Source organism: Comamonas composti DSM 21721, from assembly GCF_000429845.1.
In the GTDB taxonomy this organism is placed as follows: Bacteria; Pseudomonadota; Gammaproteobacteria; order Burkholderiales; family Burkholderiaceae_C; genus Comamonas; species Comamonas composti.
Genome location: NZ_AUCQ01000014.1, coordinates 82,352 through 107,451 on the forward strand (window position 1 = coordinate 82,352; position 25,100 = coordinate 107,451).

The 25,100-nt window shown below is 64.0% G+C and carries 19 protein-coding genes, 2 tRNA genes and 1 pseudogene; 11 read left to right on the forward strand and 11 right to left on the reverse strand.

The genetic code is table 11. From position 1 onward, the window contains the following. A complete protein-coding gene (locus G486_RS0110175; RefSeq protein WP_027015451.1) occupies positions 1 to 765 on the forward strand; it encodes an SDR family NAD(P)-dependent oxidoreductase in 765 nt (254 codons plus the stop codon). Between the two features lie 48 nt (positions 766 to 813). On the opposite strand, the gene G486_RS0110180 is transcribed toward G486_RS0110175, so the two are convergent. The 5 genes and pseudogenes from G486_RS0110180 to G486_RS23495 all read right to left on the reverse strand — a co-directional run bounded on the left by G486_RS0110180 (position 814) and on the right by G486_RS23495 (position 4,137). Continuing rightward, a tRNA-Lys gene (locus G486_RS0110180) sits at positions 814 to 889 on the reverse strand. 53 nt (positions 890 to 942) lie between these two features. Further along, positions 943 to 1,018, reverse strand: a tRNA-Lys gene (locus tag G486_RS0110185). A gap of 85 nt (positions 1,019 to 1,103) precedes the next feature. Beyond that, positions 1,104 to 1,385 (reverse strand): annotated as a pseudogene (locus G486_RS0110190) (NAD-binding protein); the annotation flags it as partial. A 218-nt stretch (positions 1,386 to 1,603) separates the two neighbouring features. Further along, positions 1,604 to 2,581 carry a GMP reductase gene (locus tag G486_RS0110195; RefSeq protein WP_027015453.1) on the reverse strand — a complete coding sequence of 326 codons (978 nt, stop codon included), beginning with the start codon at positions 2,579 to 2,581 and terminating at the stop codon, positions 1,604 to 1,606. A 671-nt stretch (positions 2,582 to 3,252) separates the two neighbouring features. Then, complete coding sequence (locus G486_RS23495) at positions 3,253 to 4,137, reverse strand: DMT family transporter (RefSeq protein WP_084455170.1); 885 nt, start codon at positions 4,135 to 4,137, stop codon at positions 3,253 to 3,255. A gap of 668 nt (positions 4,138 to 4,805) precedes the next feature. Here G486_RS23495 and G486_RS0110205 point away from each other — a divergent pair. Together G486_RS0110205 and G486_RS0110210 are read left to right on the forward strand one after the other, a co-directional pair. Continuing rightward, positions 4,806 to 7,226, forward strand: a complete 2,421-nt coding sequence (locus G486_RS0110205; protein ID WP_027015454.1) for a UvrD-helicase domain-containing protein — start codon at positions 4,806 to 4,808, stop codon at positions 7,224 to 7,226. Positions 7,227 to 7,250: 24 nt separating this feature from the next. Beyond that, positions 7,251 to 7,667, forward strand: coding sequence for an NUDIX hydrolase (locus G486_RS0110210; protein WP_027015455.1), 417 nt, complete (start codon positions 7,251 to 7,253; stop codon positions 7,665 to 7,667). Between the two features lie 26 nt (positions 7,668 to 7,693). On the opposite strand, the gene G486_RS0110215 is transcribed toward G486_RS0110210, so the two are convergent. The 3 genes from G486_RS0110215 to G486_RS0110225 all read right to left on the reverse strand — a co-directional run bounded on the left by G486_RS0110215 (position 7,694) and on the right by G486_RS0110225 (position 10,206). Further along, complete coding sequence (locus G486_RS0110215) at positions 7,694 to 8,536, reverse strand: BPSS1780 family membrane protein (protein WP_027015456.1); 843 nt, start codon at positions 8,534 to 8,536, stop codon at positions 7,694 to 7,696. A gap of 203 nt (positions 8,537 to 8,739) precedes the next feature. Beyond that, the gene (locus G486_RS0110220) at positions 8,740 to 9,717 is read right to left on the reverse strand and encodes a homoserine kinase (protein WP_027015457.1); all 978 of its coding nucleotides are present in this window, start codon (positions 9,715 to 9,717) and stop codon (positions 8,740 to 8,742) included. Positions 9,718 to 9,834: 117 nt separating this feature from the next. Next, positions 9,835 to 10,206: a hypothetical protein gene (locus tag G486_RS0110225; RefSeq protein WP_027015458.1), complete on the reverse strand. Its 372-nt coding sequence runs from the start codon at positions 10,204 to 10,206 to the stop codon at positions 9,835 to 9,837. Positions 10,207 to 10,292: 86 nt separating this feature from the next. On the opposite strand from G486_RS0110225, the gene polA reads away from it, so the two are divergent. The 5 genes from polA to G486_RS0110250 all read left to right on the forward strand — a co-directional run bounded on the left by polA (position 10,293) and on the right by G486_RS0110250 (position 16,306). Beyond that, entirely contained in the window at positions 10,293 to 13,139 is a 2,847-nt protein-coding gene (polA, locus tag G486_RS0110230; protein ID WP_027015459.1) for a DNA polymerase I, read from the forward strand. Between the two features lie 140 nt (positions 13,140 to 13,279). Continuing rightward, positions 13,280 to 14,032, forward strand: coding sequence for an AzlC family ABC transporter permease (locus tag G486_RS22000; protein ID WP_084455172.1), 753 nt, complete (start codon positions 13,280 to 13,282; stop codon positions 14,030 to 14,032). Beyond that, a complete protein-coding gene (locus G486_RS0110240; RefSeq protein WP_027015460.1) occupies positions 14,029 to 14,340 on the forward strand; it encodes an AzlD domain-containing protein in 312 nt (103 codons plus the stop codon). Before G486_RS22000 ends, G486_RS0110240 begins: the two co-directional genes overlap by 4 nt. A gap of 56 nt (positions 14,341 to 14,396) precedes the next feature. Continuing rightward, on the forward strand, positions 14,397 to 15,290 hold the full coding sequence (locus G486_RS0110245; protein ID WP_027015461.1) for a dienelactone hydrolase family protein: 894 nt from the start codon (positions 14,397 to 14,399) through the stop codon (positions 15,288 to 15,290). Positions 15,291 to 15,484: 194 nt separating this feature from the next. Continuing rightward, positions 15,485 to 16,306, forward strand: a complete 822-nt coding sequence (locus G486_RS0110250) for a ZIP family metal transporter (protein WP_027015462.1) — start codon at positions 15,485 to 15,487, stop codon at positions 16,304 to 16,306. 306 nt (positions 16,307 to 16,612) lie between these two features. On the opposite strand, the gene G486_RS0110260 is transcribed toward G486_RS0110250, so the two are convergent. Together G486_RS0110260 and G486_RS0110265 are read right to left on the reverse strand one after the other, a co-directional pair. Next, positions 16,613 to 17,386, reverse strand: coding sequence for a LytR/AlgR family response regulator transcription factor (locus G486_RS0110260; RefSeq protein ID WP_027015463.1), 774 nt, complete (start codon positions 17,384 to 17,386; stop codon positions 16,613 to 16,615). Next, a complete protein-coding gene (locus tag G486_RS0110265) occupies positions 17,367 to 18,416 on the reverse strand; it encodes a sensor histidine kinase (protein WP_245587285.1) in 1,050 nt (349 codons plus the stop codon). Before G486_RS0110265 ends, G486_RS0110260 begins: the two co-directional genes overlap by 20 nt. A 269-nt stretch (positions 18,417 to 18,685) precedes the next feature. Here G486_RS0110265 and argH point away from each other — a divergent pair, with 269 nt between their 5' ends. Then, positions 18,686 to 20,146 (forward strand): argininosuccinate lyase, encoded by a 1,461-nt coding sequence (gene argH / locus G486_RS0110270; RefSeq protein WP_027015465.1) that lies wholly within the window; start codon positions 18,686 to 18,688, stop codon positions 20,144 to 20,146. Between the two features lie 176 nt (positions 20,147 to 20,322). Here argH and G486_RS0110275 read toward each other — a convergent pair whose 3' ends face one another. Continuing rightward, complete coding sequence (locus G486_RS0110275; RefSeq protein ID WP_027015466.1) at positions 20,323 to 22,266, reverse strand: alkyl/aryl-sulfatase; 1,944 nt, start codon at positions 22,264 to 22,266, stop codon at positions 20,323 to 20,325. A gap of 322 nt (positions 22,267 to 22,588) precedes the next feature. Here G486_RS0110275 and G486_RS0110280 point away from each other — a divergent pair, with 322 nt between their 5' ends. Both G486_RS0110280 and G486_RS0110285 read left to right on the forward strand, forming a co-directional pair. Next, complete coding sequence (locus G486_RS0110280; protein WP_027015467.1) at positions 22,589 to 23,566, forward strand: Bug family tripartite tricarboxylate transporter substrate binding protein; 978 nt, start codon at positions 22,589 to 22,591, stop codon at positions 23,564 to 23,566. 16 nt (positions 23,567 to 23,582) lie between these two features. After that, complete coding sequence (locus G486_RS0110285; RefSeq protein ID WP_027015468.1) at positions 23,583 to 25,070, forward strand: rhomboid family intramembrane serine protease; 1,488 nt, start codon at positions 23,583 to 23,585, stop codon at positions 25,068 to 25,070. Positions 25,071 to 25,100: the final 30 nt, after the last annotated feature.

The window sequence follows — 25,100 nt, forward strand, 5'->3', positions numbered from 1 at the left end:
ATGCAGCAACTGAAAGACAAGGTGTGCATCATCACCGGCGGCGCCGGCAGCCTCGGCCTTGCAGGTGCGCGCAAGCTGCTGGCCCATGGTGGTCGCGTGCTGCTGGTGGACAGCGAGCCCGCACGGCTGGATGCGGCCATGAAGAGCCTGGATGCAGCGCACGGGCATCTGGCCGCGCACTGCGCGGATGTGGGGGACTCGGGCCAGAGCCGGGCCTATGTGCAGAGCGCCCTGAACCGCTGGGGCCGGCTTGACGTGCTCATCTGCTGCGCAGGCATCAGCGGAGCGGTTGCACCCATCACGGAGTACGACGAGGCCGTGTTCGAGCGCGTCATGCGCATCAATCTGCTGGGCTGTTTTCTGGCCTGCAAGCACGGCCTGCCGTTCATGAAGGAGGGAGGCAGCGTGATCCTGGTCTCGAGCGTGGTCGGCGTCACCGCCGATGCGGGCATTTGCGCCTATGCAAGCTCCAAGCACGGCCTCATGGGCCTGATGCGCGTGGCGGCCAAGGAGGCCGGAGCGCGCGGCATACGCGTCAATGCCCTGGCGCCCGGGCCGGTGGACAACGGCTTTCAGCTCGACATAGAGCAGCGCCTGAGCCTGGTCGTGGGGCGCGATGCGTCGCGCATGCTGGAGAGCTCGATCGCCCTGGGCCGCCATGGACGGGCCGAGGAAGTGGCCGAGCTCATGCTGTTCCTGGCCAGCGATGCAGGCAGCTTTTGCACGGGCGGCATTTACATGGCCGACGGGGGGATGAGCATATGAGGCAGAAAAGACAAAAGGCCAGTCGCAAGACTGGCCTTTTGATATGGATGGTGGGCCCTGAGTGACTCGAACACTCGACCAACGGATTAAGAGTCCGCTGCTCTACCAACTGAGCTAAGAGCCCCCGTTTTGATCCGGGGTGCGCCCGCACATGAATGCATGCGAGGCAGAAATTTCTGGTGGGCCCTGAGTGACTCGAACACTCGACCAACGGATTAAGAGTCCGCTGCTCTACCAACTGAGCTAAGAGCCCGCTTAAGCAAAATTAAGCAAGACCGCAATTATGCGTCAATTTTTTCCTCTTCAAGGAAAAATGCCCTTTTTTTGTCAGAAATTTTTCAGCACATGCGGTTGCGCCGGGCCAGCTCCATGAACAGGCCGCTGTGGTCGAGCTGCTCCAGCCCATGCTCCACGCCCTGGGCATAGAGCTGCTCGAACAGCGCCGTGATGGGCGCATCAAAGCCCAGCTCGCCGGCCGTGGCCAGTGCATTGCGCAGGTCCTTGAGCTGCACCGTCATGTTGGCGCGCGCCGCGAAGTCGCGCTCCAGCATGCGCTGGCCGTGAACCTGGAGGATGCGGCTTTCGGCAAAGCCGCCGCCAATCGCCTCGCGCACCCTGGCCGGGCGCGCTCGAAGTCAGCAGCCTCGCAGCCGGCCATGGGCAGGTCCATTTTTCCCGTGCCGAGCACGGCAATCTTCAGATGCGAGTTGGAGTCCATGGCTTGCCTTGAAAATAAAGAGAGCTGCCAGCGCTTGCTGCTCAACGATTTCAGGTACTTTTGTAGCTGAAACCTATTGATGGCAAGCGCTGGCAGCTCTTGTATTTGCTGAGGTGCCGATTACAGCAGCAGATGCTCGCCCGCGTTGTCGCCGCCCAGGATCACGTAGTTGACCTTGCGGATGTCCATGAGCTGGGTGCCGCCCGAGTAGCTGATCGAGCTCTGGATGTCCTGTTCCATCTCGATCAGGGTGTCGGCCAACTGGCCCTTGATGGGCTCGAGGATGCGCTTGCCCTCCACATGCTTGTACTCGCCCTTGTTGAAGTCCGAGGCCGAGCCGTAGTACTCCTTGAAGCGCTGGCCGTCCTCTTCCACGGTCTGGCCGGGCGACTCTTCATGGCCGGCGAACAGCGAGCCGATCATGACCATGGAGGCGCCGAAGCGAATGCTCTTGGCGATATCGCCATGGCTGCGAATGCCCCCGTCGGCAATGATGGGCTTGGTGGCCACGCGCGCGCACCACTTGAGCGCCGACAGCTGCCAGCCGCCCGTGCCAAAGCCGGTCTTGAGCTTGGTGATGCAGACCTTGCCAGGACCAATGCCCACCTTGGTCGCGTCCGCGCCCCAGCTCTCCAGGTCGATCACGGCTTCGGGCGTGCCCACATTGCCTGCAATCACGAACGCCTGGGGCAGCTTTTGCTTGAGGTAGGCCAGCATGTTCTTCACGCTGTCCGCATGGCCGTGGGCGATGTCGATGGTGATGTACTCGGGGCACAGGCCCTGGGCCACGAACTGGTCCACGGTCTCGTAGTCGGCCTGCTTCACGCCCAGGGAGATGGAGGCAAAGCAGCCCTTGGCCTGCATCTCGCGCACGAACTGGAGGTTGTCCAGATCGAAGCGGTGCATGACGTAGAAATAGCCGTTTTGCGCCAGCCAGGTGCAGATCTTCTCGTCCACCACGGTCTTCATGTTTGCGGGCACGGCCGGAATGCGAAAGCTGTGCTTGCCCAGTTGCACGCTGGCATTGCACTCCGAGCGGCTTTCCACGCGGCACTTGCGCGGCAGCAGCAAAATATTGTCGTAGTCGAAGATTTCCATTGAACTCCAAGCTCCTGAATGAGTGCGGCAGTCTCGCCCGCCGCAGGGATTGTCGAGAAAGGCGCTTGGCTTGGAGGCCGGTTTTGGGCCCAGTCAGAAAACAATGGGCAAAAAAAACCGGACCCCAAGAATCTTGGGCCCGGTGATTGATTCTACCCGGCAGCCTGGGGGCTGGTGACAATCTGGTACGTCATGGTGGGTATATGGAAAAACATGGAGCCGGGCTTGCCCCTGTCATCCGCCTCTCGTCGCAGCGTCACGAATTGGCGCCTGCGTAGAGATCGTGAACACGCTCTGAGCCGCCTGCCAGTCCTGCTCGAACCGCATCGGGCTCACGTATGCCTGCATTGACGGTGCAGCCGCTCCTGGTCCGGGTCTTCGCAAGGCCGGCCGTCGCTTTTCTCAAGATGTCATGCTCCATCTGCACTTGCATCCGCACCAGATCCGCTCACAGCCGGCTGATCGCCATCTGCCCAGCATTCACAAACTTGCTGTCAGCACCTGTGAGCCGGCCCTGACAGTCAGCGCTGATCCAGTTGAACAAGGCCTGCTCGATCACGCCCTGTGTCCTGGCCGCCGCGAAACGCTGTCCGTCGTGCGTCGACAGCCCTGCCTTTTCATTTTTCCTTGCGTGTATTGAAAAAACCAGCAAGGGATATGTCTTTCAGGGGCTAGGTCACTTTGCAGTTAGGTGAATTTTTTTTCGAGTATGTAGATAAAAATAACCCTGATGCAATAAATATTGCCCCGATAAAATCAGTCTTTATTAATGGATGATTCAAAAAGGCATAAGAAAGCAATGATCCGAAAAATGGATTTAGCAGATGATAGGAAGAAGCGTTTGTGGCGCCACTTTTACGAATTAAAAGAAGCCATAAACTCATCCCACCAATAGTGACGAAAAATATCAAATATGCAATGGAAATAATGGATTCCATAGATGGAATGACATTCTTCTGTCTAAGAACAATCGCAAAGGGCGCCAATGTTATAGCCCCTGCGATGGATTGCCAGAAATTAACTTGAAGAACGGGGAATTTCAATCCTTTCCCTCTGAAAATTACGGTGCCACATGAAAATGCAAGCATTCCGGCGGTTGCTAGAAAAATGCCGAATGAATTGGCTTGATTTGTGGTTGAAATACCTGTGATGATTATTACGCCAAATAATCCTAAAATGCAGCCAAGGAATTTTTTGATTGAAAATAATTCAATACCTGTCGAAGCAGAAAGAATTGATGTGAAAATGGGCGCGCAGCTGATAATGACTATGACGACTTGAGGCCTTACAAACTCTAGGGCGGAAAAGCTTAGGCCTAGATATAGTGCATTATTTAATAGGCCAATTAATATTCCATGATAGGCTGCTTCTTTTTTAAAAAATTTTATTTTTAAAAAAAGAAAAAATGGCAACATGACGAATGCGCTTAAAGAGAATCTTATAGTTAGTAAGGTAAATGGATCAAAGTCTTTTAGAGCAATGGATCCTGCTATAAATGCAGAGCTCCAAACAATACTGAAAACAACTATCAAAAGAATGGGATAGAGTTTTTTCATAATTATCCCTGAGTTTAAATAAAATATTTGATTGAATGATTTTTGGGTGTGTCAATATTTATTGCGCAGGAAAATTAGTTGTTAACTAATAAGTATTAAACCGTCTAATGATGGATAAGCCATCTTATGGAGTCTAAAACAAAGATTTTTTCTATTTGATTAGAATAGTATCTTTCTATTTATCAAAGATATTGTGGTTAACCCTGTCTCGGTTTGGTATTAACGTATCTTCTTTATTTCTGTATTGCTTCAGTCTTGCTGTATTAATTAATTTGCTTTCATTAATAGCTACATTTGAGAAAAATTTTTGCTGATTTTCAAGACCCGGATGATTATGTGAGCCCCTAAAAAATCACTGCGGGTGGCGTTGTTGAACTTCAGATGTGAGACCGCTCCCGAGAGAGGACGTCCGGATAGGCAAAGGCGTTGGCCTTGCACACCGCAATGCAGCTATCGCCGCATGTAGGCGACGGGTTGCAAGAAATGGAGTCGATTCACAGAGCCGGGCCGCTCGCAGACGGTAGCGGTGGCATGGCCAGGCCTGGAGCCCGGGGAGGGTCTGGCCTCACGCTGATTGGTGCAACAGCGCTGCAGTGCGGCTGAATTCACGCCATCTTTAAACGGGCGAATAGATGCTCCGGGGGCTTGGGTATTTCTACAATGCCGCTATGTTTCCGTTTGATCTGCTCGACGGCGCCGAAGGCTCTTCCGCGCCCACCCACAATTCCCCCCTGCTGGCCAACCTCAACGAGGAGCAACTGGCTGCCGTCACACTGCCGGCCGGCCATGCGCTGATTCTGGCCGGTGCCGGCTCGGGCAAGACGCGGGTGCTGACCACGCGCATTGCCTGGCTGCTGCAGACCGGCCAGGTCACGCCCGGCGGCATCATGGCCGTCACCTTCACCAACAAGGCCGCCAAGGAAATGGTGGCGCGGCTGACGGCCATGCTGCCGGTGAATGTGCGCGGCATGTGGATTGGCACCTTCCACGGCCTGTGCAACCGCCTGCTGCGCGCCCACCACGTGGCGGCCGGCCTGCCCGCTACCTTCCAGATTCTGGACACGCAAGACCAGCTCTCGGCCATCAAGCGCCTGTGCAAGCAATACCAAGTGGACGAGGAGCGCTTTCCGCCCAAGCAGCTGTCCTGGTTTATCGCCGGCTGCAAGGAAGAGGGCATGCGCCCCAAGGACGTGGTGGCGGCCGACCCCGACACCAAGAAAAAGGTGGAGCTGTACCAGCTGTACGAAGACCAATGCCAGCGCGAAGGCGTGGTGGACTTTGGCGAGCTGATGCTGCGCAGCTTCGAGTTGCTGCGGGACGACGCCCATTTGCGGGCCCATTACCAGCGCCGCTTTCGCTTTATTTTGGTGGACGAGTTTCAGGACACCAACAAGCTGCAATACGCCTGGCTCAAGCAGCTGGCGGGCGAGGTCGTGGCCGGCCACATGCAGTCCACCAGCAGCGTGCTGGCCGTGGGTGATGACGACCAGAGCATCTACGCCTTCCGCGGTGCGCGCGTGGGCAATATGACTGACTTTGTGCGCGAGTTCGATGTGCAGCACCAGATCAAGCTGGAGCAGAACTACCGCTCCTTCAGCAACATCCTGGACTGCGCCAACGAACTCATCAGCCGCAACAGCCAGCGCCTGGGCAAAAACCTGCGCACCAACCAGGGTGCGGGCGAGCCGGTGCGCGTCTACGAGGCGCCCACCGATCTGGACGAAGCCAGCTGGATGGTGGAGGAAATCCGCAATCTGGTGCGGCAAGACGATGTGCCGCGCCAGGAAATCGCCGTGCTCTACCGCAGCAACGCGCAAAGCCGGGTGATCGAGTCCAAGCTGTTCAACGCCGGCGTGCCCTACCGCGTGTATGGCGGCCTGCGCTTTTTCGAGCGGGCCGAAATCAAACACGCCCTGGCCTATCTGCGCCTGCTGGAGAACCCGCACGACGACACCAGCTTTTTGCGCGTGGTGAATTTCCCCGCGCGTGGCATTGGCGCGCGCAGTGCCGAGGTGCTGCAGGAAACCGCGCGCGCCGCGGGCTGCTCGCTCAGCGACGCCGTCACCGCCGTGGGCGGTGCTGCTGGAGCCAAGCTCCAGGGCTTTGTGGCCAAGATCGATGTGCTGCGCGAAGAAACCCAGGGCAAAAGCCTGCGCCAGACCATTGAGCGCATGCTGGAAGTCAGCGGCCTGATCGATCACTATCTGAACGAAAAAGAAGGCCAGGACCGCATAGAGAACTTGAAGGAGCTGGTGAACGCGGCCGAGAGTTTTGTGACCCAGGAAGGCTTTGGCAAGGATGCCGTGGCCCTGCCGATCGACGAAACCGGTGCGCCCTTGACGCAAAGCCCGGCCAGCCAGGGCCTGGACGCTTCGCGCCCGCTGCTGGATTTGCCCCTGGGCGGAACGAATACAGAAACCGGTGAAACCCTGTCGCCGCTGGCGGCCTTCCTGGTCCATGCCGCGCTGGAAGCCGGTGACAACCAGGCCCAGGCCGGCCAAGAGGCCGTGCAGCTGATGACGGTGCACGCCAGCAAGGGCCTGGAGTTTGACGTGGTCTTTATCGGCGGGCTGGAAGAAGGCCTGTTCCCGCATGAGAACGCCATGAGCGATCGCAGCGGTCTGGAGGAAGAACGCCGCCTGATGTATGTGGCCATCACCCGCGCGCGCAAGCGCCTGTACCTGAGCCATGCGCAAAGCCGCATGCTGCATGGGCAGACACGCTTCAACCTGCCCAGCCGCTTTCTGGACGAGCTGCCCGAGGCCTGCCTCAAATGGCTGACGGCCAAGGGCGGCTTTGGCAGTTTCGCTCCCAAGTCGGGAACTGCTCCCGCATGGGGGACGGGCGCTAGAGGCTCATTCGGTTCCAAGTCTGCCGAGGTGTTTGCCAACCCCCAGGTGCCGCCGCAAAAAGCCGTGCCCGGGCATGGCATCGTCAAAGGCATCACGGTGTTCCACGCCAAGTTTGGCGAGGGCAAGGTGCTGGCAGTGGAAGGCTCGGGCGACGATGCCCGTGCCCAGGTCAACTTCCCGCGCCACGGCACCAAGTGGCTGGCGCTGGCGATTGCCAAGCTGACCATTGTGGATTGAGGCCGTGTCCTTGAGAGCTGAGAGATGAACGGAAAAGCACTGGCCACGGCCGGTCTGGTTGTGGTCTGTGGGCGCAAGCTGCTGCTCGCCTATTCCAACAACAAGCAGGCCTGGTATCTGCCGGGCGGCAAGCTCGATGCGGGCGAGAGTGCCGAGCAGGCGCTGCGCCGCGAAGTCGCCGAGGAGCTGTGCCTGGAGCTGGCAGCCGAGCGCCTGCGCTACTGGTGCCATATCGCCTCGCCCGCCTATGGCGAGCAGCCACCGAGGCAGATGGAGCAGGATTGCTTTCTCTATACGCTGGCCACGCACGAAGAATTGCGGCCCAGCCGGGAGATAGGCGGTGTGCGCTTTTTCGATGCGGGCGACTATGCGCGCGAGCCGGCCCAGGTCAGCGGCGTGCTGCTGGTCATGCAAAGACTGGCTGCCGAAGGCCTGATGTAGGCAAGGCCTGCGGCAGGGGGTTGGAGTTATTCCGGCAAGTCCGGTGCGGGCGCCGCCGGGGCCTGTGCGCCGGCCTCGTTGGCCCCATCGTCTGCATCCGGCGGTGCAAAGCAGTCGCGAAAGCTGAAGACGACCGAGGTGAAGAACACCGTGGCCAGGCCCAGGGCCACGGTCACCATCACGCCGCTGGCCACGGCCGTGTTGGTCAATGGCACGAGCAGGCCCATGAGCAGGGTCAGGGCCAGGCCGGCCAGCAGGAAGGCGCCCATCCAGCCCAGGCCGAACACCGTAAACGCGCCGATATTGCGCACGCAGGCCACGAGGCTGAAGAAGCAGGCCTTGACGGGCGGCACCTGATGCCAGTGCACAAGACCGGGCGCGTGCCAGAACAGCAGCGAAAAACACAGGTACAAGCCCATGCTCAGCCACATGGCGGCCTGCAGGTCGGGCGAGGTGGCAAGGTCTTCGGTGAGCCGCAGATTGCCCATGTAGACATTCGCGAACTGGCCGCCGTCGACCAGGGCCGAGGCCAGCATGATGAGCACAATGCCCACGGTATACATGGCGCACAGCGTGAGCATGGACTGCATGCGCTCGCGCCCCGAGCGGAATGCGACCAGCAGCAGTGCCGGCGTCGGGCGGCGGCCATGGGCGGCCTCGGAGGCTGCGACCATCATGGCCAGCGACAGGGCGGGCGGCAGGCTCAGCGCCAGAATCAATCCGACCACGGGTATGGCGCCCAGCAGCGAGATCGCCATGACATAGAGAAAGAACAGGCTGGTCAGTGCCAGCGGCTGCCTGCGGAATGTGGCAAAGCCCAGCTTGACCCATTGCAGGCCGGTGCTGGCAGGAACGATGAGGAGTTTCATGGATGGCAAACACGATGCGCCCGCAAAGCGAGGCTTCTCACAAGCCGCTGCGCCGGGACGAGCAGGGCCCACTGTACCCGAGCAGGAGCGGCCGGGCGCAAACATGGCCTCATAAGCGACGGCTTTGCGCTCCTGATGCCCAGGTTTGCGCATTTACCCAACAGTCGGCGTGCTTGGGCACGCGCTTTCCAGTCCGGGGTGCGTTAGCAAGGCACGGCTTGCCGGTCGGCGAGGGCCACGGGGTGGGCCAGGCGCTGGCGCAGCACGCGCTCGAAGTGCGTGGGGTCGTGGGGCGTGAGCAGGGCGGCTTCGCGCGGCAGGTAGAAGTCCCACAGGCGCGAGATCCAGAAGCGCAGAGCGCCTGCGCGCAGCATGGCGTTGAACAGCTCGCGCTCGGCGCCCGTGAGCTCACGCACTGCCTGGTAGGCATCGATCATGGCCTGCGCGCAGGGCGCATCATGGGCACCGGTCGCATGGTCTATGCACCAGTCGTTGAGGCATACGGCCAGGTCGAACAGCCACGTGTCCACGCCTGCGAAATAGAAGTCGAAGAAGCCCGTGAGCTGCTCGCCCTCGAACATCACGTTGTCGCGGAACAGGTCGGCATGCACGGGCCCGCGCGGCAGCGCCGCATGGCTGCTGGAGGCCGCGACATGGTTCTGGTAGGCCAGTTCGGCGCGCAGCAGCTCGCGCGTGGCTTCGTCCAGATGCGGCAGCACCGTGGGCACGGTGGCATTCCACCAGGGCAGACCGCGTAGATTGGGCTGCTGGCGTGCATAGTCGCGCCCGGCCAGGTGCATGCGTGCCAGCATATCGCCCACGGCCGCGCAGTGCACGGGCGCGGGCTGCAGCTGGCTCTTGCCGGCCAGGCGGTTGACGATGGCTGCAGGCTTGCCGCAGACATGCAGCAGGATGTCGCCGCTGCGGGTCTCGGCCTGCGGGTCGGGCACGGGAATGCCGGCCTGGGCCAGGTGCTTCATCAAATGCAGGTAAAAGGGCAGTTGCTCGTCGCTCAGGCGCTCGAAGAGCGTAAGCACCCATTCACCCTGGTCGGTTGTCAGAAAGTAATTCGTGTTCTCTATGCCGCCCTGGATTCCGCGCAGCTCCTTGAGGGAGCCCAGGGACATGCGGCGCAGCAGTTCGCGCGCGTCTTTCTCGGAAACTTGGGTGAAAACAGCCATCTTGTTCTACCGGCCTTGCCGGATCTGCTCATCGCTCAAACATGTAAAAAGGGCAGCGCCAAAAGACACTGCCCGGAGGGCGGCTGCGGCGCCAGGGGCCGCAGGGCCGGGGAGGGGTCAGAACTTCTTGAGGTTCCAGACGCGCGTGCCATTGGTGCCGTCGCCATCGCCGCGGCTGCGCGAGGCGCGTGCGCCGTCGTTCGACTGCACCTCGTAGGACGGCATGTCGCCGACCTTGGGCTGGACCGTGATGTTGCGGGTCTGTCCGCCCACGCGCAGCTCGTCAACACTGCTGCCCTCATCCTCGACATGGATATGCTCCACGCGCTGGTTGGTGCGGTCGCGGCGCTCGCCCACGGCGGGCTTGGCCGCCGGGTCTGCGTTCGCGGGTGCGGCTTCGGCCGCAGGGGCCGGTGCCGGCGTTGCATTCTGGGCCAGCAAGCTGCCGGAGGCCAGGCCAAGGAGGATGAGAAGAGGGAGGGCGCGCATGACAGCGATTGTAGGGGGAGACGCCGCTGGTGTGCGATTGTTCCCCCGGCTCCTGCCGTGTCCCGCGCGCGTGCACAATCCGGGGCATGAGCAATTCCAAGACCCTGGTGCTGATCGACGGCTCCAGCTACCTCTACCGCGCCTACCATGCCATGCCCGATCTGCGCGCCGAGCCCGGCAATCCGGCGAGTGCGGCCACGGGCGCCATACGCGGCATGATCAATATGCTGGCCGCGCTGAAGAAAGAAGTGCCGGCCGACTATGTGGCCTGTGTCTTCGACACCAGCGGACCGACCTTTCGCGACCACCTGTACACCGAGTACAAGGCCAATCGCTCGCCCATGCCCGACGACTTGCGCAGCCAGATAGAGCCCATTCACGAGGTCGTGCGCCTGCTGGGCTGGCCCGTGGTCGCGGTCCAGGGCGTGGAGGCGGATGACGTCATCGCCACCCTGGCCCGGGTGGCAGCAGCCCAGGACGTGAACGTGGTCATCTCCAGCGGCGACAAGGATTTGTCCCAGCTCGTGGATGCGCACATCACGGTCATGGACACCATGAGCGGCAAGAGGCGCGATGTGGCCGGCGTCACGGCCGAGTTCGGCGTGCCGCCCGCGCTGATGATCGACTACCAGGCCCTGGTGGGCGATGCCGTGGACAACGTGCCCGGCGTGACCAAGGTCGGTCCCAAGACGGCGGCCAAGTGGCTGGACGAGCATGGCTCGCTGGACGGCCTGATTGCGGCCGCCGACTCCATCAAGGGCGTGGCCGGCCAGAACCTGCGCGATGCGATTGCCTCGGGCCAGTTGGCCCTGAGCCGCGAGCTCGTGACCATGAAGACCGATTGCGATCTGGACGAACATGTGGCCGGACTGCCCCGGCTCGACGGCCTGACCCCGGCCGAGCCCCAGGCCGAGGCGCTGCGCGAGTTCTACGAGCGCTATGGCTTCAAGGGCCTGGCGCGCGCGCTGGGCGGCGCCGTCGCCGAGCAGCCCGATGCGCTGGCGGCCGTGCAGGCCGGGCGCAAGAGCGTGGCCAAGCCGCGTGCCGATCAGGCCACGGGCGACATGTTTGCCGAGCAGGCACAGGAGTCGCATGCGGCCACGGACGAGGCCGAGGCGGCCCAGCAGCGCGCGCTGGAGTATGAGGTGGTGCTGACCTGGGAGGCTTTCGATGCCTGGCTGGCGAAGATCTCTGCAGCCGAGCTCACGGCCCTGGATACGGAAACCACCTCGCTGGATGAGATGCGTGCCGAGATCGTCGGCCTGTCGCTGAGCGTGGAGCCCGGCAAGGCCGCCTACATACCGCTGCGCCACGAAGGACCGGACGCGCCCGCGCAACTGCCTGTGGACGAGGTGCTGGCCAAGCTCAAGCCCTGGCTGGAAGATGCTTCCCGGAAAAAGCTGGGCCAGCATGTGAAGTACGACCGCCATGTGTTCGCCAACGCCGGCATAGCGGTCGCAGGCTATGCGCACGACACCATGCTGCAGTCCTATGTGCTGGAAGTGCACCGCCCCCACAGCCTGACCAGCCTGGCTCTGCGCCATGTGAACCGCACCGGCCTGAGCTACGAAGACCTGTGCGGCAAGGGCGCGCACCAGATACCGTTTGCCCAGGTGGCCGTGGACAAGGCTGCGGCCTATGCCTGCGAGGATGCGGATCAGACGCTGGACGTGCACCGCGTGCTCTGGCCCCAGTTGCAGGCCAACGACGGCCTGCGCGGCATCTATGCGCTGGAGATGGACACCAGCGAAGCCCTGTTCCGCATCGAGCGCAATGGCGTGCTCATCGACGGCCCCACGCTGGCCAGGCAGAGCAACGACCTGGGCCAGCGCATCGTGCAGCTCGAAAACGAGGCCTACGAGATCGCGGGCCAGCCCTTCAACCTTGCCAGCCCCAAGCAACTGGGCGAGATCTTCTTCGACAAGCTGGGCATGCCCGTGGTGAAGAAGACCGCCACCGGCGCGCGCAGCACCGACGAAGAGGTGCTGGAAAAACTGGCCGAGAACTATCCGCTGCCCGCCAAGCTGCTCGAGCACCGCAGCCTGTCCAAACTCAAGGGCACGTATACCGACAAGCTGGCCCAGCTTGCCCATCCGCGCACGGGGCGCGTGCACACCCACTATGCGCAGGCCGTGGCCGTCACGGGGCGGCTGTCGAGCAACGACCCGAACCTGCAGAACATTCCGATCCGCACGCCCGAGGGCCGGCGCGTGCGCGAGGCCTTCATCGCCGCGCCCGGCCATGTGATCGCCAGCGCCGACTATTCGCAGATCGAGCTGCGCATCATGGCCCACCTGTCGGGCGACGAGGCCTTGCTGCGCGCCTTCCACCAGGGGCTGGACGTGCACCGCGCCACCGCCGCCGAGGTCTTTGGCGTGGCGCTGGACCAGGTCAGCAGCGAGCAGCGCCGCTATGCCAAGGTCATCAACTTCGGTCTGATTTACGGCATGAGCAGCTTTGGTCTGGCCAAGAACCTGGGCATAGAGACCAAGGCCGCGGCCGCCTATATCGACAAGTACTTCCAGCGCTACCCGGGCGTGAAGCGCTACATGGACGAGACCGTGGAATTCGCCCATGAGCACGGCTATGTGCAGACCGTGTTCGGGCGGCGCCTCTACCTAGCCGATATCAACGGCGGCAGCGGCCCGCGCAAAAAGGCCGCCGAGCGCCAGGCCATCAACGCGCCCATGCAGGGCACGGCGGCCGACCTCATCAAAAAGGCCATGGTCGCGGTGCAGGCCGAGCTCGATGCGAACAAGCCCGGCATCCTGGTCATCATGCAGGTGCACGACGAGCTGGTGTTCGAGCTGCCCGCGTCCGAAGTGGACTGGCTGCGCGCCGAGATTCCGCGCCTCATGGCCGGCGTGGCCGAGCTCAAGGTGCCGCTGCTGGCCGAGGTGGGCGTGGGCGAGAACTGGGACAAGGCACATTGACCCCTGAGCAGCCTTGCCGCTTCCCGCGCTCTTGGGACGGGGGCGACATCTTCGCTGCGGGGCAGCCTATGAAGCGCGGCACATAGCATATTTGATAGCTGATAGCGCTTGTCTTGTTTGGATTTGAGATTGATTTCCCTATGAATACCGCTGGAGGCAAGCGCAAGGCGCTCACTTTTTCACTGAGCCCAGGTTGGCGCGACAGCGCGGCCGTGCGCATGGGGATCTCCATCTCGGTGGCCACGGGGCTTTACGGCATCTCCTATGGCGCGCTGGGCGTGGCGGCGGGCCTGTCCCTGGCCCAGACCCAGGTGCTGAGTCTGCTGATGTTCACGGGCGGATCGCAGTTCGCCTTCGTGGGCGTGATCGCGGGCGGCGGCTCCGGGCCTGCGGCCCTGGGTGCGGCCAGCTTGCTGGGCGTGCGCAATGCCATCTACGGCATGCAGATGAGCCATATGCTGGGCCCGCGTGGCTGGCGGCGCTGGCTGGCCGCGCACTGGACCATAGACGAATCGGCGGCCACGGCCTCGGCCCAGAGCGATGCCGGCGAGCGCAGGCTGGGCTTCTGGGTTGCGGGGGCCGGCGTATTCCTGCTCTGGAACCTGTTCACGCTGCTGGGCGCCCTGCTCGGTGATGCGCTGGGCGATACGCGGCGCTTCGGGCTCGACGGTGCGGCCGTCGCCGCCTTTCTGGGTCTGCTGTGGCCGCGCCTGAGCGCGCGTGAACCCCGGGCCCTGGCCCTGGTCTGCGGCCTGGTCACGGCCCTGGCCATACCCTGGGTTGCGCCGGGCGTGCCGATACTGCTGGCGGCGGCCGTGGGCGCAGCCTGGGGCTGGGTCAGCAGTGCGCGCCATGCGGCCCGTGCCCGGGCCTTGCAGGAGCCGCGCTCATGAATCTCTGGACCTGGATCGTGCTGGCCTGCGCGCTGGCCTTTGCGACCAAGCTGCTGGGCTACAGCCTGCCCGAGCGCTGGCTCAAAAATCCGCGCATGAACGGCGTGGCCGCCTGCCTCACGGTAGGCCTGCTGGCCTCGCTCACGGTCATGAACACCCTGGCCTCGGGCACGCAACTGGTCTGGGATGCGCGCCTGGGCTCGCTGGCCGTGGCCGCGCTCGCGCTGTGGCTGCGCCTGCCGTTTCTGGCCGTGGTCGTGCTCGGCGCGCTGGCGGCGGCCCTGCTGCGCTGGGCGGCCATGCTTTGAGGCGCATGGCCCTGGGCTAGACTGATCCTCGGACATTCAACAACGAGGAGACAAGCATGCGCAGCCATGAACAACAGGACTTGATGGCCTTGCTGCCGGGGCAGGTGAGCCCGGCCGGCCCTACGCGGCGCCTGGCGCTGCAAACCGCCATGGGCCTGGGCTATGCGGCGGCCGCCGCCCCCCTGATGGCCCAGACCGCGATTTCCACGCCTGCCGACGGGCTGGAGGTCGGCGAAGTCGGCTTCACCGTCGACGGCTTTCAGGTCCCGGCCTACCGCGCCGCGCCCGCAGGCAAAACCGGGCTGCCCGTGGTGCTGGTGATCTCGGAGATCTTCGGCGTGCACGAATACATTGCCGATACCTGCAGGCGGCTTGCGCGTGCCGGCTACATGGCGCTGGCGCCCGATCTGTTCGCGCGCCAGGGTGATCCCATGATGTATGGCGAACTGGCCAAGCTCATGAGCGAGCTGGTCTCCAAAGTGCCCGACGCCCAGGTCATGGCCGATCTCGACGGCGCCGTGCACTGGGCCGCAGCCAACGGCGGCGATGCGCAGCGTGTGGCCATTACCGGCTTTTGCTGGGGCGGGCGCATCACCTGGCTGTATGCCGCCCATGGGCCGGTCAAGGCCGGCGTGGCCTGGTATGGGCGGCTCGAGGGCGAGAAGAGCGCGCTGCAGCCCGCCCATCCGCTGGAGCGCGCGGCGGCGCTCAAGGCCCCGGTGCTCGGGCTGTATGGCGGCAAGGACACGGGCATTCCCCTGGAGTCAGTGGAGCGCATGCGCTCCGCGCTCGGCCAGGGCTCGCCTGCAGCCAGGGCGTCGGAGTTCGTGATCTATCCCGATGCGCCGCATGCCTTTCATGCCGATTACCGGCCCAGTTACCGCGAGCACGATGCGCGCAATGGCTGGGAGCGCATGCTGGCCTGGCTGCACCGCCACGGCCTGGGCTGAGAGCGTAAACACGTTCTGAGAGCGTGCTGGCCAGCGCCTCGGCACGGTAAACATCGCAAATACCTGCCGGGGGGGCTTGACAGCTTCTGTAGGCTTGTTCGAAAGCCCTGGTCGCGAGTTCGGCCGGGGCTTTGGTTTCTGCGAAAATTCGCAGGTTTCGCCTGTTGCAGGCATTCGAATAAGCAAGAATTTTTATGACGTTGGGCGCAATCATTTTGGCCACCCTGGCCGCCGGTATTGGCAGTGTGTGGGTGGCTGCCTTGTTGATGGGCTTGGGCAAGGGGCAGGGTGCGGGCATCATGCCCCAGCGTCTGCTCAGCCTGGCGGCCGGGGCCCTGCTGGCCACGGCCTTCATGCACTTGCTGCCCGAGGCCTTCGAGAGCCATGCCGACGCCCATGACCTGTTCATCGTCCTGCTCGTGGGGCTGGTGTTCTTCTTTTTGCTGTCCAAGGCCGAGCTCTGGCACCACGGCCATGAGCATGGCACGCCCCAGGTGCATCATGGGCACCACCACGCGCATGGACATGAACATGCGCATGACGGCGATCACTCCCACCACCATGGCAGCGGCTGGGCCGTGCTCACGGGCGATAGCGTGCACTGCTTTGGCGACGGCGTGCTGATCGCATCGGCCTTTCTGGCCGACATGCGTCTGGGCCTGATCGCGGCCATCTCCGTGCTGGCCCATGAGGTGCCGCACCACATGGGCGACATCGTGGTGCTGCGCCAGTCGAGCTCCAACCGCCGCACGGCGCTGATCAAGGTCTCCATGGCCGGTGCCGTGACCACGCTGGGCGGCGTGGTCGGCTACTTCCTCGTAGGCCAGCTCCATGAGCTGCTGCCGTATTTTCTGGTCGTGGCCTCCAGCAGCTTCATCTATGTGGCCCTCGCAGATCTGATTCCCCAGCTGCAAAGGCGCCTGAGCGCAGGCGAGACCGCGGCCCAGGTCGGCTGGCTGCTGCTGGGCATCACCATGGTGACCCTGGTGGGGCGGATGGCGCACCATGCGCATTGAAGGCCAGACATGGGCTCAGACCTTGCGCCTGGAATCCTTTCCCCATGGCGCAGGAGTCGCGCGCTGGCTTGCTTGACCTGAGCCGCAGGCCATCGGCAGTCTTTCACCATATGAAGGGCTTCGGCTTGGCGTTGCTCTCCAGCGTCTTGGTGATCACTGCATCGACAAGGTGCGCAAGGAGGTTGCCGATTGGCAGCATCGGCACCAGCGGGGTCGGTGCAAGGCGACGGTCGATTGGCAGTTCACTTGCGCCGAGACACGCCCCAGGCTCAAGCGTTCATCTCGGCAGGCTCTGGTGACGAGAGACTAGGCCTCTTGCATTGCGCTGCGCAAGGCTGCGCGCACCAGGGGCAACTGGCGGCGCGAGACCGTGAGCAGTTCGGGGATGCCGTGCAGGCTCAGGCCCCAGGCGTCGCCTTCCTCCCGGCCTTCCATGTTTTCCTGGCGCTCCAGGCTGCGCATGGCCGTGCGTGCGACCAGGGCATTGCGGTGCACGCGCAGCAACTGGTCGGCATGACGGGATTCGAGCTCGGCCAGGGCGCCGTCAAGCACATAGTTGCGGTTCAGCGTGCGAACGGTCACGTATTTCTGTTCAGCCTTGAGGTAGAGCACTTCCGTCAGCGGCAGACGCACCGTGGTGTGGCGTTCCTGGATCAGCAGGGTCGGGCCGCTGTCCAGCGCCGCCGCCGGCCGCAGGGCCAGGGCACGCAAGGCCTTGGCCAGGGCCTGCTGCAGCCGCTCGCGGCGCACGGGCTTGGTCAGGTAGTCGGCCGCATCGAGCTCGAAGGCCTGCAGCGCATGACTGGGATGGGCGGTGACGAAGACCACCACGGGCGGCAGGTTCAGCCGGCGCAGCGCATGGGCCAGGGCCAGGCCGTCGCGTCCGGGCATGTGGATGTCCAGCAGCACCAGGTCCACGGGGCGCGGGCCGGGGCTCTGCAGCAAGGCCATGGCCTGGTCGGCATTCTGGGCCTCGCAGACATGATGGGGCAGGCCGTCGGGGCCCGGCGGGCAGTCGGCCAGCAGGCTGCGCAAGCGCGTGCGGGCCAGGGCTTCGTCGTCAACGATGAGGATATGCATGGCGGCCTTGGGAAGGGGGCGGGAGTTGGCTGTCCGTGGGCAGAGGCAGGGCGATGCGCACCACGAAATGCGCGTGCTGCACCTTGGTGCTGAAGCTGGACTGCATGTCGTGCAGCAGGGACAGGCGTGCACGAACATTGGCCAGGGCAATGCCGTGGCCCTGATTGGGCGGGCTGTTCTTGTCGGGCAAGGTGTTCACGATGCGCACCACGGCCTGGGAGCCGCGCTTTTCCGTGCGCACCTGCAGCTTGCCGCCGCGCGCGCCGGGCTCCACGCCATGGCGCACGGCGTTTTCCACCAGGGGCTGCAGCAGCAGGGGCGGCAGCAGCGCATGGCCTACGTCGGGGTCCAGCTGCCACTGCACCTGCAGGCGCTCGCCAAAGCGTACCTGTTCTATGGCCAGGTAGCGCCTGGCCAGCTCGATCTCCTCGGCCAGCGTGGCCGTGCTGTGCGGTTCGGCCAGGGCGCCGCGAAACAGGTCGCACAGGTCTTCGAGAATGGCTTCGGCCTTGGCTGGCTCTTCGCGCACGAGTGCAATCGCGCTGTTGAGGGTGTTGAACAGAAAGTGCGGGCGTATGCGCGATTGCAGCTCGGACAACTGGGCCCGCGTGTCGGCAGGCGCGCGCCCGCGTGCGCGCAGCACCAGGGCCGTGACCAGCAAGGCCGCAAGCAGGGCCCCTGTGGAGGTCGTGGCCAGCCAGGGCGCGGGGCCGATCTCGGTGAGGCGCAGCAGGGCGCAGGCAAACAAGCCGGCCAGAGCGCCAAGCAGCACGCCGGCGGCGTACTGGCCGCTCAGGCTCATGCGTTGCAGCGCATGCTTGAGGCCGCAGGCCGCCATCAGCCAGGCCAGGGTGCCGGGCAGGCTGGCACTGGTCAGCCAGGCCGTGAGAAGCAGCCACTGGGGCGGTGACTCGGCGCCGAACATGGCAGCCGTGCTGACCACGGCCTGCACGAAGAGCACGGCACGCAGCACCACGCCGGCGTTGCAGGCGTCGAACACCAGGGGCGGCGTGCGGCTGTGTGAAGGCATGGGCATGGCGGGGATTATGGCCAGCACGAAGCCGGACGGCGATATGGCCAAAGAGCGGAAGTGTCGGCCTTGACGGGCATTGTCTGCAGCTTTCAGGCGGCGGCTGCCTGCAAAAGCCAGGCCCTGTGATCTGCATCAGAGTCAGGACGGCCGGGTGCGGCTTGCGGCGGCCCGAGTGCTTGCCGGAGCGGGCTGGATAAAATCCTGGCTTTCTGTCTTGAACCGGCGCTGTATCGCGCCCGCTGCTTTTCGACGAAAGTCGCTTCTACATGTCTGCCAATCAAACCACGTCTGCTTCGCACAACCAGCTCGAAACCAAGGCCGAGGCCTGGTCCGCCCTTTTCGAAGAACCCATGAGCGATCTGGTCAAGCGCTACACCTCCAGCGTGTTCTTCGACCAGCGCATGTGGAAGGCCGACATCACCGGCAGCCTGGCCCATGCCGAAATGCTGGCCGCTCAGGGCGTGATTGGCCAGGACGACTACGCAGCCATCCAGAAAGGCATGGCGCAGATCCAGTCGGAAATCGAAGCCGGCCAGTTCGAATGGAAGCTGGACCTGGAAGACGTGCACCTGAACATCGAGGCGCGCCTGACGGCCCTGGTGGGCGATGCCGGCAAGCGCCTGCACACCGGCCGCAGCCGCAACGACCAGGTGGCCACCGATGTGCGCCTGTGGTTGCGCGACGAGATCGACTTGATCGCCGGCCTGCTCAAGGAATTGCAGCTGTCCCTGGTGGACGTGGCGGGCAAGAATGTGGATGTGATCCTGCCCGGCTTCACCCATTTGCAAGTGGCCCAGCCGGTGAGCTTTGGCCACCACATGCTGGCCTATGTGGAAATGTTCAAGCGCGATGCCGAGCGCATGCTGGATGTGCGCCGCCGCGTCAACGTGCTGCCCCTGGGCTCGGCGGCCCTGGCCGGCACCACCTACCCGCTGGACCGCGAGCGCGTGGCCCGGACCCTGGGCATGGATGGCGTGTGTCAGAACAGCCTGGATGGCGTGAGCGACCGTGACTTCGCCATCGAATTCACCGCCGCCGCCAGCCTGTGCATGGTGCATGTCTCGCGCCTGTCCGAAGAGCTCATCATCTGGATGAGCCAGAACTTCGGCTTCATCAAGATTGCGGACCGCTTCACCACCGGCTCGTCCATCATGCCGCAGAAGAAGAACCCCGACGTGCCCGAGCTGGCCCGGGGCAAGACCGGCCGCGTCGTCGGCCATCTGATGGGCCTGATCACCTTGATGAAGGGCCAGCCCCTGGCCTATAACAAGGACAACCAGGAAGACAAGGAGCCGCTGTTCGATACCGTGGACACCTTGAAGGACACGCTGCGCATTTTTGCCGAGATGATTGGCGGCCAGGTGAACCCCGCCACCGGCGCCAAGGAAGGCGGCATCACCGTGAACGCCGAAGCCATGCGCGCTGCAGCCCTCAAGGGCTATGCCACGGCCACCGACCTGGCCGACTACCTGGTCAAGAAGGGCCTGCCCTTCCGCGACGCCCATGAAACCGTGGCCCATGCCGTGAAGCTGGCCACATTGAAGGGCGTGGACCTGACCGAGCTGCCCCTGGCCGAGCTGCAGGCCTTCAACCCGCATATCGAAGCCGATGTGTTCGAGGCTCTGAGCCTGGAGGGCTCGCTCAATGCCCGCAACACCCTGGGCGGCACGGCACCGGCCCAGGTGCGGGCACAGCTGGCAGCACATCTGAAGCGTCTGGCGGACTGAACATCGATGCTGGGCGCAGGCTGGATGTCAGCCTGTAGCAAATAAAAAGAGGAGCTGGTAGCGCTTGCCCCTTTTAGGTTTCAAACTAAAAACAGTCTGAAACCCAAGAGTGACAGGTGCTACCAGCTCCTTTTTTTAAAGCTGCTCCCAGGCCCTGGGCCTGGGAGCCTTGTGGCTCAGGGCGTGACGATGGGAAAGCGTGGGTTGAAGGTATCGAGGTTGCCGAGGATGGCGGCCAGCGCCTGGGGCTTGCCCTCCATCCTGGCCTCGCCGGCTTCCACGAGCTGGGTCAGTGGCACCCTGGCCAGCAGCATCTTGAAGAATGCCGCGCGCGTCAGCGACAGCGTGGCGTCCGGGCTCTGCAGCTTGCGGCCCCTGGTGTGGTTGAGCACGGCGTTCGACAGCTCCAGCGCATAGGTTTCGTGGGTGTCGGTGAAATGGATCTGCGTGCCCAGGTTCAGGCCGTCCACTTTTTCGTGGTTCAGGCGCACGGCCAGATAGTCGAAGACCATCTCCAGCGGCATGCTGCGCACCAGTTCCGAGCCCTGGGCATTGGGGGACGCGGGCTTGAGGCCTTGGCGCAGCTCCTGGGCGCCCATCAGATAGGCATTGCGCCACACGCCCGACTCCGCCTGGTAGCCCAGTTGCTCCAGTGTCGCGGCCTGCTGCAGGCGGGCCGCCTGCCTGTCCGGCTCGGCCATGACGGCATGGTTGCCCAGCACGGCGGCCCAGCGGTAGTCGCCGGCGTCGAAGGCGGCTTTGGCCTGGCGCAGCACGGCGTCCATACCGCCCATGGCCTTGACGTAGCGCTGCGAGGCCTCGGCCACGGGCAGAGGGTCGAGCGTGGCCGGGTTGCCGTCGTAATAGCCGAGGTAGAAGTTGTAGACGGCGCGCAGATTGTGGCTCAGGGTGCCGTAGTAGCCATGGGTGGAGAAGTCGTTCTTCAGCCCCTTGGGGAAATACGTGGCGTTGGCGATGTCGTCCATCTTGCGACCCTGGTTGAGCAGGCCCACGGCCTGGTCATGGATGAAGCGGTAGACGTCGCGCTGGTTGGCCAGATGGCGCTGTATGCGCTCGCCACCCCATACCGGCCAGTGGTGGCTGCGAAAGGCGACCTCGGCCTCGGGGAAGGCATCGATCATCTGGTTGATGTATTTGCTCCAGCCCAGCGCATCGCGCATCTGCGCGCCACGGATCGTGTAGATGTTGTGCATGTTCGCCGTGACCACCTCGGACAGGCACAGCGCCTTGAGGTCGGGAAAGTAGAAGGCGAACTCCGACGGTGCCTCCGAGCCGTTGGCCATCATGAACTGGATGCGCACGCCATCCACCACGCGCTCCTCGCCGGTCTTGCGCACGATGTCGGTGGGCTCGATCAGACCAATGCTGCCTGCGGAGACCGCCTTCCCCAGGCCCGAGCCCACGCCTGCGCGTGGGTCGTGGGCCAGGTCGGCGCCGAACTGGTAGCGCCCCCGGCGCGTCATGGCATTGCCTGCGAGCACATTCTCGGAGATGGCGTGCTCCATGAATCCATCGGGCGCAATGATGGGAATCTTGCCGGCCCGCACATCGGCCTCGTCGACCACACCGCGCACGCCGCCGAAATGGTCTACATGGCTGTGCGTGTAGATCACGGCCACCACGGGCCTGGGGCCGAGCTGCTGCTGCGCAAAGGCCAGCGTGGCCCGCGCGGTTTCGGCCGTGGTCAGCGGGTCGATCACGATCCAGCCGGTCTTGCCCTGGACCAGGGTCATGTTCGCAAGGTCATAGCCGCGCAGCTGCCAGATGCCCTCGCTCACCTTGAACAGTCCGGCCTGGTTGTTGAGCTGCTCCTGGCGCCAGAGGCTGGGGTTGACGCTGTCCGGCGCAGGGCCCTTGATGAACGCGTATCGCTCGCTGTTCCAGGCCACGTCGCCCTTGGCGTTGCGGATGATGGGCTCGGGCATGCGGGCCACCAGACCGCGCGCTGCATCCTCAAAGTCCTGGGGCTGGGCCAGATCGTAGGCGGCGGCCACGGCCCGGTTGGCCTGTGTGGTGATGGCGGTGGCGCTCTGCGGCTCCTGGGCCTGTGCCAGGGTGGCGCCCAGGGCGCCGAGTGCGATAGCGTAGCGAATCTTCATGTTTTGCTCTCCCGGTTGAGGAAATGGATGCGCAAGCTCGGCATCCAGGCATCGGGCTGACCGTCGCGAGCGTGGCGACCCTCGTGTCGACAATCTTCTGGGCAAGCATCATATGAAGCTTGTCGCGGGATTGCATGCTCAAGGGGCCGGATCTGGTCGCGCATTTGTCACCGCCGCCTGCGCGTGCCGGGCTGCGGCTTGCAGCTCCAGGCTCGTAATACACTGAGCGGCGCCAGCGCCGGTGCACGCATGTATGCATGCATGCAGCTCGAACGCCATGAGCAGCGGCCGGGCTGGAAATCACGACAACAGGGAGACATTCATGAGCCTATCTCGCCGCCAGTTGCTGGCCCATGCCCTGGCCGCATCGGCCGGAGCATCGATTGCGCCTCAGGCGATTGCACAGCCCTCTCAGCCGATACGGCTGCTCGTGGGCTTTCCGCCGGGCGGCGGCTCGGATGCGATTGCCCGCCTGCTGGCCGACAGGCTCAGGCATGAGCTGGGCACAAGCGTCGTCGTGGACAACCGTCCGGGCGCAGGCGGCCAGATCGCGGCGCAGGTGCTCAAGAGCGCTGCGCCCGACGGCCATACGCTGTTTCTCTCGCACGATCACACCATCTCCATCCTGCCCCAGGTGGTCAGAAAGCCGGGCTTCGATCCCGTGCATGATTTCGCGCCGGTCGCCGGCATCGCGACCTTCGTGAACGCACTGGCCGTCTCCAGCAGCACGCCGGCACGCAACCTGGCCGAATACGTGCAGTGGATAGGCGAGGAGGCGAAGCGGGGAACCGTGGGCATTCCGGCCCCGGCCTCCACACCCGAATTCCTGGTCAAGCTGCTGGGCCAGCATTACCAGTTGGACCTGGTCGCCGCCCCCTACAAGGGCAGCGCCCCCATGCTGGCCGACATGCTGGGCAACCAGATACCGGCAGGCATCGGCTCGGTGCAGGACTTCATGGAAAACCACCGGGCGGGCAAGCTGCGCGTCATCGGCGTGCTCGGAAGCCGGCGCCAGGCCGCCATGCCCGAGGTGCCGACGCTGGCCGAGCAGGGCGTGGGCGGCTTCGAAGACCTGCCCTACTACGGCATCTATGCGCCCAGGGCCACGCCCAAGGCCTTTGTGGAGCGCTTCTCCGCCGCCGTGGCCCAGGTGCTCAGGCAGCCCGATGTGCATGAGCAGCTCACGGCCCTGGGCCTGAGCGTGCTCTATATGACGCCGGCCCAGCTTGCCGAGCGCGAGCAGGCCTATACCCAGGTCTGGAAGCGCATCATCCAGACCAGCGGCTTTAAGCCTCAGTAGGCAAGCCCGGCTCCGCATGTTCTATGCCATTCCTCTGGAGGACAGGCCCAGCTGGCGCAATCCTCCATGGATGACGCTGCTGCTCATCCTCGTGAACGTGCTGCTGTTCTGGGGGCCGCAGCGCTCGGAGGAGCGCCAGCAGCAGCGCGCGGCCGACTTCTATGCGGCCAGCGTGCTGGCGCGCATCGAGATTCCGCGCTTCGTGCAGCAGCTTGCAGAAACCGGCTCGCCCTGGGCCGACAAGGCCAGGCTCATGCAAAAGCATGGCGCCACGGCCCAGCTGCTGCAGCTCATGGAGATGGACGCGGATTTTCAGGCTCGGCTCGGCAGCGGCCAGCTCGTGGACCGCAGCGACCCCGACCATGCCCAGTGGCAGCAGGCCCGCGCGCGCTATGAGGAATTGCGGCCCGAGCCCTTTACCAGGCGCTGGGCCCAGAGCTATGCCGAGGACGGGCCGCCGCGCCCCTGGACCTGGATCACGGCCGCCTTCTTGCATGCCAGCCCCGGTCACCTGCTGGGCAATATGCTGTTCCTGTTCATGTTCGGCTTCTCGCTGGAGCTGGCCCTGGGGCGGACCACCTACCTCGTGTTTTATCTGCTGGGCGCGCTGGGGGCCTCGGCCCTGGCGGCCTGGGCCTATGCGGGCCAGGGCAGCTACGGCCTCGGGGCCTCGGGCGCGGTCTCGGCCCTGATGGCCATGTACGCGGTCATGTACCGGCTGCGGCGCATACGTTTTTTCTACCAGTTGCTGTTCTATTTCAACTACGTGCGCGCACCGGCCCTGATTCTCTTGCCGGCCTGGATTGTGAGCGAGCTGCTGCAGCACCTGCTCAGCGGCCGGGGTGTGGCCTATATGGCCCACCTGGGCGGCCTGCTCACGGGCGCGGTGCTGATGGGCGCCTTTGTGCGCTGGGGGCAGCGCTGGGGCCTGGGGCGCCGCCCCGCGTCGCCTGCGGCCGGGGAGGTGCGGGCCGAGGCCAGGGCCAGGCGCTTCGAGCAGCACCTGCTCCAGGCACGGCGCCTGAGCCAGGCGCTGGACATGGAAAACGCCCTGAGCGAATGGCGGGCGGCAGCCCAGCTGCAGCCCGAGGACCGGGAGGCCTTGCGCGGCTGGTTCGGCGCTGCGAGGTTTGCTCCTGCAAGCGAGGATTTTCACCGCGCCGCGCGTCGCATCTTCCGGCTCAAGACCCAGGATGCCGACAGCTTGCTCTGGCAGCATGCCTGCTATGTGAGCTATCTGGAGCTCGCCCGGCCCGGCATCCGGATCGCACCCGAAGACATGGCGCGCCTGGTGCGCCGCTTCACGCGTGCACGCAAATTCGACGATGCCGAAAAGCTGGGCCGGGTCCTGGTGCAGACCGCACCCGATCTGCCCGAACTCGGCGAGACCCTGGGCATGCTGGTCAACGGCCTGCTGCAGCAAGGGCTTGAGGCCCGCGCCAGGGACTGGCTGCCGCAGCTAAAGATCCTGGCCCCCGCCCATCCGGCCTTGAAGCGGGGCTGAGAGCGCGAACACGCTCTGAGCCGGTGCGGC